At 31.5% G+C, this 13987-nt stretch carries 10 protein-coding genes; 1 reads left to right on the forward strand and 9 read right to left on the reverse strand.

The features are described 5' to 3' along the window. Positions 1-145 precede the first annotated feature (145 nt). The 7 genes from ATL39_RS13660 to ATL39_RS13690 all read right to left on the reverse strand — a co-directional run bounded on the left by ATL39_RS13660 (position 146) and on the right by ATL39_RS13690 (position 12289). On the reverse strand, positions 146-2992 hold the full coding sequence (locus ATL39_RS13660; protein ID WP_170146935.1) for a nuclease domain-containing protein: 2847 nt from the start codon (positions 2990-2992) through the stop codon (positions 146-148). A gap of 4 nt (positions 2993-2996) precedes the next feature. Continuing rightward, positions 2997-4907, reverse strand: coding sequence for an AAA family ATPase (locus ATL39_RS13665; RefSeq protein WP_120193908.1), 1911 nt, complete (start codon positions 4905-4907; stop codon positions 2997-2999). Positions 4908-4933: 26 nt separating this feature from the next. Continuing rightward, positions 4934-7081: a hypothetical protein gene (locus tag ATL39_RS13670; RefSeq protein ID WP_120193909.1), complete on the reverse strand. Its 2148-nt coding sequence runs from the start codon at positions 7079-7081 to the stop codon at positions 4934-4936. Positions 7082-8505: 1424 nt separating this feature from the next. Continuing rightward, positions 8506-9360 (reverse strand): hypothetical protein, encoded by an 855-nt coding sequence (locus tag ATL39_RS13675; protein ID WP_120193910.1) that lies wholly within the window; start codon positions 9358-9360, stop codon positions 8506-8508. A gap of 2 nt (positions 9361-9362) precedes the next feature. Beyond that, positions 9363-10241: a hypothetical protein gene (locus tag ATL39_RS13680; RefSeq protein WP_147419360.1), complete on the reverse strand. Its 879-nt coding sequence runs from the start codon at positions 10239-10241 to the stop codon at positions 9363-9365. Positions 10242-10605: 364 nt separating this feature from the next. Further along, positions 10606-10866: a hypothetical protein gene (locus ATL39_RS13685; protein ID WP_120193912.1), complete on the reverse strand. Its 261-nt coding sequence runs from the start codon at positions 10864-10866 to the stop codon at positions 10606-10608. A gap of 178 nt (positions 10867-11044) precedes the next feature. Then, complete coding sequence (locus ATL39_RS13690) at positions 11045-12289, reverse strand: MFS transporter (protein ID WP_120193991.1); 1245 nt, start codon at positions 12287-12289, stop codon at positions 11045-11047. Between the two features lie 270 nt (positions 12290-12559). Between ATL39_RS13690 and ATL39_RS13695 the strand changes: the two genes are divergently transcribed. Then, positions 12560-12763, forward strand: a complete 204-nt coding sequence (locus ATL39_RS13695; RefSeq protein WP_120193913.1) for a hypothetical protein — start codon at positions 12560-12562, stop codon at positions 12761-12763. Positions 12764-12768: 5 nt separating this feature from the next. Here ATL39_RS13695 and ATL39_RS13700 read toward each other — a convergent pair whose 3' ends face one another. Both ATL39_RS13700 and ATL39_RS13705 read right to left on the reverse strand, forming a co-directional pair. Next, positions 12769-13500, reverse strand: a complete 732-nt coding sequence (locus tag ATL39_RS13700; protein ID WP_120193914.1) for a MerR family transcriptional regulator — start codon at positions 13498-13500, stop codon at positions 12769-12771. 237 nt (positions 13501-13737) lie between these two features. Next, positions 13738-13983 carry an iron chaperone gene (locus tag ATL39_RS13705; protein ID WP_120193915.1) on the reverse strand — a complete coding sequence of 82 codons (246 nt, stop codon included), beginning with the start codon at positions 13981-13983 and terminating at the stop codon, positions 13738-13740. Positions 13984-13987: the final 4 nt, after the last annotated feature.

Consider the following 13987-nt stretch of genomic DNA (forward strand, 5'->3'; position numbering starts at 1 on the left):
CCCTTTTTACATTTATTGGTTATAGCTTACCAAGAATAAGTTTCACTGACAATCAACTATGACAGTCCTTTCAGATAATTTTAGCTATACTTTTAAAGCCTATCTATACAAAAGGAATACTAATAAATAGTATTAAGTTAAAACTTTATCTTCCATTAAAACAAATTGGACATATTACATACCATGAGTTTGAACTTTTCTTTTGTTGATGAAAATTATTTGTATGCTTAATTAACTGATGACCATTTCGGCAATGAACTTTCACCCAAAAATCACCACATGTTTTGCATTCAAGATAATATTTTGGATAACCTTTTTCAGTCGAAGATTCTGTTATAATTACCTTTTCCTGCGGTGAACCACACTTCCAACAAGTTTCATAATCTCCTATATGATATTCCATTATCATTCTAAACCAATTCACAAATGAAAACGTTGATTGGGGAGTCATATAGATTGAACCAGTGCGGTGGCCATACTCTTCTGAAGTGAGAAAAATATCTTTATAATTTGACTCTTTTTCATGAAGAAAAATATTTTCATTATTACTAAGAAATCTACCATCATATGCTGCACTATAACTTGTACCTTCCCTTTCCTTTTCAGCACCAAATTCATTGTCACAATGTAGAATAAATGAAAGGTCACCTTTTAATACTTTTTCTGAAGGATTACTCCTTAAATACTTTTCAATAGCAACTTCTTTTATATCATTTATCCAAGCTTTTTCTGTTTGTTCATTATAGTTTCTATATTTTGCATCTAAATATACCGTTAATTGAGAAAAAGGGTCATTTATCTTCTTTAAAATAAATCGATAATCCGGTCTTAACGTAACTTTATTAAACCTTGGAAGTTGAGGATTATAACATAGCTCCAGAGTATAATCTGTTTTTGTAAGATTCACTTTAAATTCATCTAAATTTTTTTTCTTTTTATTTGTCCTGCCTGAAATAAATAACTCAATTTGAGTTGATAAGCTTTTTTTATCCTTAGTGCCCCACCCTAATTCATCCGTTAGCAATAAGTACATCTTCATAAAAGACCAAAGTTCATAAATATCATTAACATTAGTAATACTAATTAAATTTTTTTTATTTTTAGTAATTATAGAAGGTGTATAAAGGTATTCATTTAGTTTTAAAACTTCCCAAACAGACCTATAATTTGCGTCATGTAAAAATAGTTGCGTAGGTTTGAGTGAATCATATTTTGTAAATTCGATTTCCTCAAACATCTTTAAACTCAACAAATTACTTACTTTCTTTAGAATTTGTTCATATTCTTTCATTTCTGAATCAATATTTAACATTTGATCTTTAAGATCTTGTTGTTGCTGATATGAAATGATCTTTAATTTATTTTGCATATAATAGTCAAGTTCTTTAGCATATTTTAGGTCAAAAGGTAATAAGTATCTTACTAGTTCAATTATTGAATCATTATTGCTAAAATCTATTTCATTTTGATTTACTAATATTTTCTGCATTTCTAAAAATTCAAAGTTATATTCTTTATAGGAATTACCGTTATCTATTCCAACTAAATCAACATCTGAATTATTAATAAAATTAGCATTTTTTTGAACTTTCCCACTAATTATAAAATTATTAGTATTGCTGCTATTCTCGAGTTTCTTGAAGTATTTTAACAAAGGTAAATGATCTTTTACTTTATTTGCATTAATCTTTAGTTCGAACTTTTTACTGAATTTTGCTGTAGTATTTGCGTTCACCGTAATTTCTTCATTTTTAGCATTGAAGTATGAATACGATATTAAATAGAGATTCCAATCGTTAATTTTTTCGATCCAGTTGGTTGAATAGATAGTTTTAATTTGATCATTATATAGGTCATATTTCGTAGATTTACTTGTTGAGTTCACTTGAAACTCTAATTTTATATCAATCGTGTCATTTTTATTACTTTTCGTTTGACATATTATATTTCTAACTTGTTTTTGTAAAATTTCTTCTCGATGTTTAAACTCTTTATCGGATTGAACGCTTTCTTCAGATAATTCCTGTAAGTCATTATCATTAAAGTCTTTTAAAAAATTACTTTTCTCTTTTAAAATATTTAATTCTGATTCAATACTCAGTTTTTTAGTTTTAATTAACTTCTCGTTAAGATATAAGTCAACATAAAATTTAAGTGACATCAAAAACTGTTTTATAACTCTGTTTTCATATGTATTTATTTCTCTATATATAATAGGGCGTCTTACTTTATCTTTTCCTAGAAACATCCTTTTTTGAATTTCTACTGCAGGGTTATACCTTGTTTCATTATGATGTACTTTATCATTAGAAATTGCGATATTAAAATTTTCACTCGGCTCTCTGTTAATTCTATTTATAGGATTTTCTATTTTGCTAACTATTTCTTTTATCCAATCAAGAGCTTTAGTTTGCTGTTTACCCACTTTAACTTTAGAATGACGATCTCTCAATAGATCGATATAAACTTTGAATATCTCTGCTACCATTATTTGATAATCGTCTATAGATATAGAAGAAGGCAAGAATAATACAGTTTTACCTTCTTGAATAGTTTGTCCAGATGAACTTTTTAATATTGGTGTTAAGTTTCCAGCCTGATTTAATCCCGCAATTTGATCTCTTTTTTCTGAAGAGTATTCTAAGAGCTTTTTCTGCTTATTAATTTTAAATTTACTTAATTCGAACCATATATTCGTAACTTCATCAAAAAAAAGCTTCTTTTCTATTCCTTCGTCATTTTTCAAATAAATTGTCTCACCAGAAATTTTTTCTTGATCCTGCTTAATTACTTTAAAACCTATTTGACCATAAGTGATTTCTCCTTTGATAGAAGAATAATTTTTATAATGGTTAAAGGTATACCAACAATTATTAATATAATCAAAATGAATTTTATTTACCTCTTCAATATTTTTTACAGGTAACGTTCTCTCGTATAATTCTGCATTCATATCATAATGTACATTTATCATAACTGGCTTTATTTCCATTAGATCATCCCCAATATGTAAAAACATTAGTTGACTCAGATTTAGAAATCATTTCAGATACTTTTTTATAAGATTTTGAGCTTTTTCCTACCAAGTCTTCTATTTCATTTCGCAAGTCGTCATGTGCAGTAAAAGAATCATTAATAAAAACATTTATTTTTGGCAAAACTTTACTTATTATAATTTGGTCATATATTTCTTTTGATGTTTTTTCCAAGCTTTTATATGATACTTCTAAATAATAAATATGCTTTTCTGTTCGACTGTTAATTTCAGCATTACAATTTTTAAGAATTGTATCTATTTCTTTTAACTTCTTAATGAGGTCAGTTTCTTTAACTTCAAGATTATCTAGAGACCATTGCCTGGCCGAAACAAATGATTTTTCGGTCTCATTATCTATTTCGAGGGTAATATTTTGTTTGTTCAACTCAAGAATATAGCTTCGATCAATCACTTTTGGACTTAAAGGCTTTGTTGTGCCATCCACATTCATGGTTCCTACAATGCGAACATTTTCAGGCATAGCAAGATTGTAGCCGTACTTCTTAAGATTCTTGTATCTTTGTGCATACATAAAAATATCTTTATCTTGGATTTTCAGCTTTTCTTTAAGTAATTTCTCAATATCTTCTTTTTCCCTAAGACTATAACGGTTTTTAAGATACCACTGTATTTCTTCAGTACAAAGATCGTATTCTTGCTTGCTATACAACGGAATCCCTTCTTTATGCTCTTTTAAACTTAATAAATCTGCCAAATAGTATTCAACTTGAGATAAGTTCATTTCGTCTAAGCAAATTATATGAAGCTTCTCTTTATCTTCATTTGCCTCGAGAAGAGCATCTAAAAAGGGCGTAGATACATACATCTTATTTATCGGATTAAAATATCCTAATAAGTCTTGGCGGTCTATCCAACTAGATTGTACCGGTATTACTTTAAATTCAGCTCCAACACTTTCAGAAAATGCTGAAATTAAACTTGTTTTACCAGTCCCTGATGAGCCACATAGTATTGTCATTTGATTAGTTTGTAATGATACTGTAAAGTTTTCCAATACTTCTTCTTTATATTTTAAATGCTCATAAGTGTTTGTATAGATATAGTTTTGGATTTGTTTGACTAAAGCTGAATTTATTTGTGATGACTTAGAACTGTTTTCACTTTTTATATTTGTATCATCTTGCTGTTTAGTGACTAAGCCTAGCTCTATTAAAAAATCTTCTCGTTTTTTTATGTCTTTTTCTTTCTGAATAAAATCTCTATTTTGGTTTTCAATCTTTTTTTCAGCATTCGTAATATCATCTTTCCTTTTGTTAATTTTATGTTCTTCATCTTTAAGAGTGTTTTTGAAATCATCTTCTCTACTCTTCAGTTCCTTATTTTTCTCCTCAAATAATCCCTTTAAAAAATCGCGATAAATATTATTAAAATAATAAATTTCCCCATCATCAATTTTTGTTATTTTTACAAGAGATGGCACATTAATTTTATTAATTCTTACACCTAGTTTTTCAATAATAATATCTGCTCTGTTCTCATCAAATACTTCAACAGAACCTTGAACAACTTTCAATACATCGCCGCGATATAAAATACTATCTCTTTTTGCACTTTCATCAGGTTTGAATTCAAACAAAACTTTCTTATTCTCCACTTTTTTTAAATTATCTTTATTATTATTTTTTCCATAATAAGCTTTATTTGTTGCATATGAACCGTCTACAAGTTTATTATTAACAGCTTCACCAGTATAAGGATTGATTAAATCTACAATCATGTATGTTCCTGAAGGTATTTTTATAACTGTACCTATTAAAAAAGGACCTTTTAGTTGGAATGCCTTACAAATAAAGTCGGTTTTATTTTTAATAGTTTCTAAACTTAAATAATTGTCTATCGTTCTACTCATAGTGGTTCTCCTCTTCTAAGAATTAGTTAATATCCAATAACTCTAGATAGCTTAAATAGTTTTTCACTTTTATCTTTATTTGAAAGTGTCTTAATGGACTGAAGCTCTTTGTCCCAACTGTCAAAGTATTTTTTTACAGATGGTGAATCTACCTCTTTTATAAAAATTTCATATTTATCAATTAATATTTTTAATTCTATATTTGCTTTTTTATAATGTTTTTCTTGTTTGAATAAAAAAGAGGTCATTTCAGTTAATATTACTAATCCTATCGATCTCATTGTCAAATGTTCTTTATGCGTAAAACATATGTCAATTGCTAATTTATATTTTTCTATCGCAGCTTTAGTATCACCGTTTATCATTAGATAGGAGCCAAGTTTCCATAATATAATTTCATAAGGGTGATTATCCTTATAGTCTTTTATAATTAAAGATGACACATTAGCTTTTACCCAACTTTTATACAGAGAATTTGCTAACTCAATATTTCCACTTAAAGCTGCTTCACTCATAATTCTTGAAAAATGCATAATACCAAACAACCTCTGAGAAGATAATAATAATTTTTCCAATAAAAATAAAGGTTCAATACAACTTTCATTAATATCTACTGATTTCCCTAACCACCATATAGCAGCAATATATTCCTTATCTTCACACTCAATTTGGCTTCTATATTGATACTGTCGACTAAGATCACTTTCATCTATAAATTCTTTAATTGCTTCTTCAGAATCTAATCTGGCTAATTGAATTTGATTCGGTTCTTCTCTGCTTAAAAAGTACCTTGCCTGTAACCTAGTACCTAGTACTTTTCCTCGTATGTCTGAATTCATTTTATTACTATACAATGAAAGCTCATCTTTAAAAGCAAGAGGAAAAAGTTCAATTGTACTATCAATAAACTTCTGGAGCTTATCCATTTTTATAATGACTTCTTTAAAATCATACACATTGATTAAATGCACCGATTCTCTAACGAGAAAATCCATTACTAAGTTAAGGCTTTCCCACCTCTTCGCAAGATTATTAAGATATTTTTTATTTTCATTTAATTGTTTATCAGATAATTTTATATTTCCTTGATGGGTAGCACTAGTGAAAATCATCAAATTTATGTTAAAGATAAATAGGTTGTTTTCAATATCATATTTCTGTAATTTAGGGATTATTACGACTTTTACTTTGTTCAAAATTTTTTGCGCTTTATTAAAATCTCTGTGCAAATTAATAAGTGTTTTTAATCTATTAGTAACGATTGAAAGATGAGTAGTTTGTGCAAAGTCAGGAAGTAGTTTTAAGCGTTTTATGATTAGTATAATAATCGAATCTAATGATTGATCTAGCTCTACATCTGTAATAACTTTTTTAGTCTCCCTATTCGTTGCTAAACTCTCATTTTCCATTATTAATACTTCGTAGAGTGCTTCTCCAATTTGTCCTTCTGCTAATTGACGTTGTATTACTTTTAGTGTTGCCTTTTCAAATGCAGTAAAATGATAGTTATTTTTATATAAATTTTTAATTTGATTTTTTTGTTCTTCTATAAATTTATTGCCCCCTCTACGAAACCAAGAGTGACAAATCACATCTGTCAACATTAACCTTTCATCTATTCGTGCCGATGCTAATGAAAATTTCCATCTCCATTTATTAGATGTGAGGTTTCGTCTTGCAAATGAAAGTTCTAATTTTTCTTGTAACCTTTGTTTATACTCATCGTTTAATATCTTACTTTTATAATTATCAGTAGCTTTCATACGATTTGCTGCTATTATATGTAAATCCATTTCTTCTTCTTCCATTGCTAAAGTTTGAAAAAGTTGAACGATCCCTTCAGATAAAATATGTATATAAGTAACATCACTATTTACAACTTTTAATTTTTCTTGATTTTCAAAAATTACTAGTTTCATATCTTGACTTACTAACTGTTGTAAAACTTCGATAGCAAAAACCCCATATTTTTTACCTTTAATATCTGTCGAATGCACCCACTTAGGAATTGAAGGAGTTTTCATTCTCGCTTGAGCCAATATTTTATTTGCAGCCTCTTTGTTTATAGACCCCGCAGAACACAAAAATCCTCCAACTAGCGAGGGAACTTCTTTGCCTATTAAATCTTTTTCAAAGTCTCCGCTCTCATCCAGCCATAGTTCATATTTCCCCATATATTCACTCCTAAGTGATATTTTTAACATGAATGAAAAATAAGTACTGTCTTCTTATATGGGAATTCCCAAAATTTTGTCTTTTTTAGTGCCAATTGAAGACGCTTACCTAAAACTATTTTACTTGTTGATTTTTCTTTATAATATAATTTTTTTAATGTTTTGAATTTCCCAGTATTAATTCTCTTATTATCTAGCTTGTACACTGCTATATCTAGTTGCAAATAATAAAAATTTACAAGTAAAGTAGTTATGTACTTTTTCTCATACTAAGTACCCCCTTCTTTAGTTTACCATTTTAACTGGAAGTGAAGAAGGTAAATATCACAAATATTGTATATTAAACCTTATTTACTGATAATAATCGATGAAGCTATATCTTCATTTTAAAAATAAGCTCTTCATACTTTGCTTTGAAGAAATAGTTAGAATCATAACTCGTTATAAAACTCAAATTTAGTCTTATAAATAAGAATATTAATAGAATATCCAATATATTTTCCCGTATGAAAATATAAAAGAGACACTCCATTAGTGAAAAAACATGGAATGTCTCTTTCTAGAAAGTTGAGGAACCAAAATTCGATCAACTTTCCAATTGGATATGGTATTTATGTCGATCCCCCTCTTCTTAACCGTTATCAAACGAACTGATTTCAATATACAACAAGGACGGGGATCCACTTCCAGCTACTTTTACAGAAAAGAAGTGGTCTCCATGGCTTCAATCGTTTTATTCGCGTTCGTTAAGTGAATATTGTTTCGAGCAAACAATTTATAAAGGGAGACCTGAGATCCGAAATATCCTTTTCCTCCATATCGAGCATGTGTACAGGGATAAATGGACGATGAAACCCGATCTTTTAACCGTTTATAATACGCAGGTATTCGATTTTGTGTACTTTGACGTTTATTATCTTCATTGAAACTCGAAATCTTCTTCAGCTGTAAACTATGTTCTGGTTCTGATTCAGATCCATTAGCATGACTAGGATTCATTAAAATATATGTCATGTGATTAGAGTACGCATTTTTAAATGTAACACTTAAAACGTTTCTAGTTCTATAGTTAGTGTTTTTGATTAATTTCGGGTCACAATATACGGGAGTCAACATAAGAAGGATAAACTTTAACCATTAAAGAAGACTCCTTTTATAAAAGTCTATAAAGAAATAATTACTATATTATTCCCTATACAATATAGGCTAAAATAAAATGCTCAAAGATCTCTGAACTTGATCAAATCTATTCGAAATACAAACACATAGGGGATCTAAGAATTTCTTGCTGTACATTTAAAAAGTATTGCACCTAGTATACTTAAAATCCGTTTCAATTATTAGCTTCATCTAAAATCACTTAAGGTTCTAATTCTTAAAAATCTATAAATGAAATATCTCCAAACGACTTTACTCACTATTTATTAATTACAATCATATATATTTGAGCTCAAGTTATTTATATATTTTAATATGCAAGGGTTTAACTCATTATCACACTTCAAAGCTTCCTTTGTATTATATATAGTTTTAATTAATTTCTTTTCTTTTTCAATGTTTTCTAATTCTCTGCCTTTTCTTGTTTCCTCTTTTATTATGCTCCACTCTGTTTTTAATATTATTTGAATAGTAGATTCAAGTTGCTTAAGAAATTCTTCTACATTGCTACTTTTTTTGCAATTATTACAACAACAATTATTACTTTTATTAATATTGTTTACAGAAATTTTCTCCATAATATTATGTAAGGCCTTAACGTGTTCTTCTTTAGGATTCGTTAGTAATTTTAAATAAATTCTTTTCTCATTTAATTGGTTTTCCATTTCTTTTTTCTTTGATGGAAGTATTAAATTTGGATTATTATATAAATTTTCTGCAAGAACATAATACTCTTTGCAAGTAGTACGTAATCGGTTTAACCATTCTCTTCTTTCCAGATTTATAGACTCAATATATCTTTGAGAGTGTAATGCATTTAAACGATCGTATGCAATATAAGCAATTAGAGCAGCTATAATAGGAGTCATAATAGCTCCTGCTTCGTTGGGTTCAAGTAAGACGGATGAATCAAATTCTTTAAATAAAATTATCTCCTCACCAATAAAAGCAAGTGGGAACAATGAGTGTACAGTCATTGCCATAAAACCATAGTAAAAAATCGATTTAGGAATAATCGTTAAAAGTATCGGAGCAATTACTGTAAGGCTTAACAATGTAATAACTAAAATTCTCTTTATCATATTTTTTTCTTGGTCATCCTTTTTATGACGATTAGACATCTTTATCTCCTTTTCTCTACATAAATTTTTTTATGCTCTCTAATAACATCCGCTAAACTTAGCAAAACGGTTAATAGTTGGTACATGTCTATGTCAGTCCAATTTGAAGGATCACTTTTACCGTGAACTACAAGATGTCGGTTTAAGATACGAGTCGGTTGATTAGGCATAGTTCCACTTTTAAAAATATTTCCGCGTATAATTTCTTCAAACATTGCATCAAAGTTTGTAAATGTATAGAGTTGAAATTCTTCTTTTTGCTTACTAATTTTTTCTTCAAAGGAATTTATAATATCTTTTTGAAATTTCACTTTTAAATGAGCATTATCTAGATTAACCATCATACGTTCAATTAGTATCATTATAAGGGGAATAGCGGGTTGATGTTCTTTTTGAGAAACTAAACTCATCACGTGCTCGGCAAGATATAGCCATTCTTCCCCAAGTCCATCGATTAGAGCTTCTCCTCCTAAACTCCCTAGATCACCCTGATCAAAATATTCTACAAAAAAAGTGTTTATTTTCTGTTGTTTTTCTTCGTAATTTAAATCTCTTTCATCAACAATTTCAGCAGCTTCAATATATGACTCAATATGAAAGCCTCGTACAAATGCCCAGCCAAAAGTGTTACATTTCAAGATCGCTTTTTCACCTATTTCAATATCTTCTTCTATTTCAGGAAATTTTATTATTAAAGATTTTTTCAATTCAGGTGTTAAATCCGCAAATACAGGATTATTATTCACATTCATACCAATAGCTTTTAATCGAAAAGACTCCTTAACTGTAGATCTGAGTGATTCTTGGAACGATTTTTGTATACTTTTAGCTAATTCAATTCGTTCGTTCTGAAACTTTAATAATACTTCTTTGGAAGGCAAAACCATTGGCCTATAGATTATTCTTCTTTTCCTTTCTTCAACCTCTAATATACGCTTTCTAATATTTGTTAACAGATCGTAATTATGGATAATAAATTCTCTCCTTTCGATTGATTAACTACCTTTAGTTTTGAGGTAGTTAATTATACTTATAAATGCTTTTTAAAGCTAAGTTTAACACTAACATGTATGGTAATATTTGTTTATCACTATAATGAATTAAAATGTTTCTTATAATTAATTTATGATTGAAAATTTTTTAACTTTTTTAATGTAATATAAACTGATTTTATAAAATTAAAAAAGCTTCCCCTGGGTTCACGAAACCTGGGGAAGCCTTTATTGTCTTCTATATTTACTTTGTTTAAGGAGCGCTGTCCATCAACAGGCTTCTTTCCTGTTCGGTGGCTTCTCTGCCATTCTCCAAAAGCTCTTTTTCGTTAATTTGATACATAGACGGCTTATTCTCTGTTACTTCACCGTCCTGCATGGTGAATCCTTCTACGTTGCTGTACCACAATCCGTCATCATCTTTCCGTACCTTTGTCTCGATCACTCGAAACAGCTCCACTGTTCCTTTGGATGCATAGGGAAGTATATAATCGTGTCCTTCTTTAATCTCCATGTGTAAACCTCCTTGATGTTGACTAACCATTAATTTGGTTCCACTTAATAAGAACCCTTCTTTTCTATTCCCGTATAAGCTCTTAAAAAAACACGTCAGCTTTTTTCAACCCGGACCGCTTTGTTCTATCTTCCCATGGATCACCAAGAATAGAAGTACCGACAGATTTACCGGTGTTCTAGTATTCCGGTTTCATTTCCGCTTCCTGGACATCTGAATAATCATGGCGGTAAGATTTTCCTTTCCACAAAATAATCAACGCAATTACCAGGCCTGTAATGGAAAAGGCCAGCATGATGTTTTGAATAGCAAACCCATTCGAAACAAACAGCGTAACCCCTGCGTACGCAATAGGATCAAACCCGTTCATGGCCAGAAAGATAACGCTCATCACACGCCCCATAATTCTCCCATCGATTTTTTCATGAACAGAGGAAAAGAACGGGATGTAAACGAAAGTCATGAAAAACCCTATAAAAAAGGCAAGTCCTGCTAATACATAAAGATTTGATACCTGGCTGAAGGTAACAGCCACTACAAGTATGGCAAGAAGTCCGATAATAGAGACAATGCCTCTTCGGGTTATTTTCACTGCTCCAATGATGACTGAACTCAGCAGCATTCCCACCCCTAGTGACACTTCTATATAACTTAAATTGATCGGGGAGCCTCCGTGTAACTCAACAAGGATGGGAATACCGATCTGAATGGCCCCGAAAGCAAAGAAATTCAGCGTAATCAGGACTAGAATGCCTGTTATTAAAAAGCTGCTGGATTTAATATAGGAAAACCCTTCCTGCAGATCTTTTAACGGGGTCTGTTTCACCGTATTTTCTACTTCCCCTTCTTTTAAAAACGGAGGAAACATAAAGAAGGCAGATAAAAAGACCACGATGACAGCAGTGAAATAACCTGTTGTTACATTGGAAGCTTCCATCACGGCCCCTGCTAAAATAGGACCTGCGATAATCCCAATCTGGCTGGCTCCCTGGTAAAACGCGTTCGCCTGCTGAATCTGTGACTGCTGTACAATCTTTGGTATCAGAGAAGCACTCGCCGGTCCCGAGAACGCGTCCAATGTTCCAAAAAGCATCCCAAACAATACCAGGTACCACATAGACATAGTATCCGTGCTGTTCAGCAGGAAAATGATGAACAAAAAGATCCCCTGCGCCAGGCTCGTACTAAACATAATGGTCGTTTTCTTGAATCGATCCGCAAGGACGCCGCCAAAAACCATCATAACTAATCGTGGTACCGTGATGGCGATAAGCACAATGCCTAATGACTCAACAGACCCCAGTTCCGATATAACATACCAGGTGGTCGTCATGAAAAACATCGTATAGCCCATTACCGCCAGAAATCCGGCAATCAATATAAAAATAAATGTTCTGTTTTGAAATACAGATGGCTGTGCCACTATCATTCACCCCAATTTCTCTTAGTGAATTCAATAGTAGACTGTGACGTAACGTCCTCCGCAAGGGGTTATGGAAAAGTTATTTAGTACTCGAGCTATATGTAAAAAAACGGCATAAAGAATGTCCGCAGGAAAAGGCATGAAATGCTTTTAAAACAACGTTTATGACCTTTTAAACTGTCTCTTAATTTTTATTTTCGAAAATTCTATTTACATTTATGGTATATTTTATTAAATGTTTCATACATTATTAGGAAGAAGGTCGACTTTATGGGATTCTGGTATTTCCTTATATTATTTATAGGTATCTTTTTCATTGTTTTGGCTTTTCTCAAACGTTCCATGAATAAGGTAACAAAACTGCCTCTGCTGTTAGCAGGAACTTGTATGATTGCTTTCTCTTTGTTTATGTTCCAGGATGGCAGTGCAGAAATCGTAGATAGTTTATTAAAATCTTTTAATATCCAACTTTAACAAAACTATTTATTTAACAACACCTCAAACGCTTCGGTGAGAAATCGGACTATGTGCTCCGGCAGCAAAGACGTATACGGCTGCATTCGTTCGTGTAACTCTTCGTTCGCTTCCTCGTCCTCCGTCATCCACTCTTTTAAATAGCTGTTCCGCATCAATTCATCCAGCTGCTCCTGTACGTGATCACTGTCAGGGGCATAACCGTGGATGATGGCCTGATTAATAATCGTCAGTAACTGTAACGAAAGCCTGTCTAACTCTTTTTGTTTGGCTTTATCTGTCGGGAAGATGTGATCGACAACCTCTTTCGGGTAGTACTCCTTGAATATATCTCGTTGAACGTCTTCAAAAAGCATGGAATTCATAAGCAGCATCAGGATCTCCGCATCCAGCTCTTCCTTTCGTTCGCTGTCCTTTACAGATTTAATCCGTTCAATCATTTCCAGTGATGCCTCAATATTGTCCCTTTTTCTTATTAACACCTTCTCCTGTACATCAACCATTTTTTCAAAAGAATACCCCGGCTCCTCAAACCGATCTTTAATTTCCTTTAAGGACAGCCCCAGGCTTTGCAGCAGCCTGATGTTATGGAATATTTTAAACTCTGTAGTCGTATAGACGTTTTGCCCCTTGTCGTTTTTTTCCGTCGGCACTAAGATCCCCAGCTGCCGATAGTGCCTTAACGTCCGTACCGTCGTATCCGCGATTTGCGCAAACCTGCTTACTGTTAATTCCATGGTTTATCTACTCCGATCTTTAATTATTCATGTGTATTCTTAAAATAACTATACCTAAGATGTAGATAGGATTATTGACAGCATCCATTCCATTACTCCTTATAAAAAATAGCTCTTGTAAGTCACATGAATGATTCTTTCAATAAACATGTGATTGCGTAAAAAACACCAATAATAAGCAGGCCGGCCAGATGTAATACAACTGACCTGCCTGTTTGTTTTGTCGTATAGTGGTCGTTAAACGACGCCATTTTTTATTTTCTTTTTCTCAAGATTTTTAGCCACACGATAGCGGACAATCTGGAGGAGCAAATCATGTGGTATTGGCTGATCAAGCGGAAATTGAACCGATCTTTTTCCTTGCTTGTAGGGGACAGGCTCTTGCTGAAACGCCATGATACAGCTTGGTACTTGGTAAACTCCGATTTGGTGTTCGAATACTTCAAAATGTATCAAGTTGCCGTTTAACAACATCGTTGGCATATTA

The sequence above is a fragment of the Sinobaca qinghaiensis genome, assembly GCF_003610495.1.
Classification (GTDB): Bacteria; Bacillota; Bacilli; order Bacillales; family Marinococcaceae; genus Sinobaca; species Sinobaca qinghaiensis.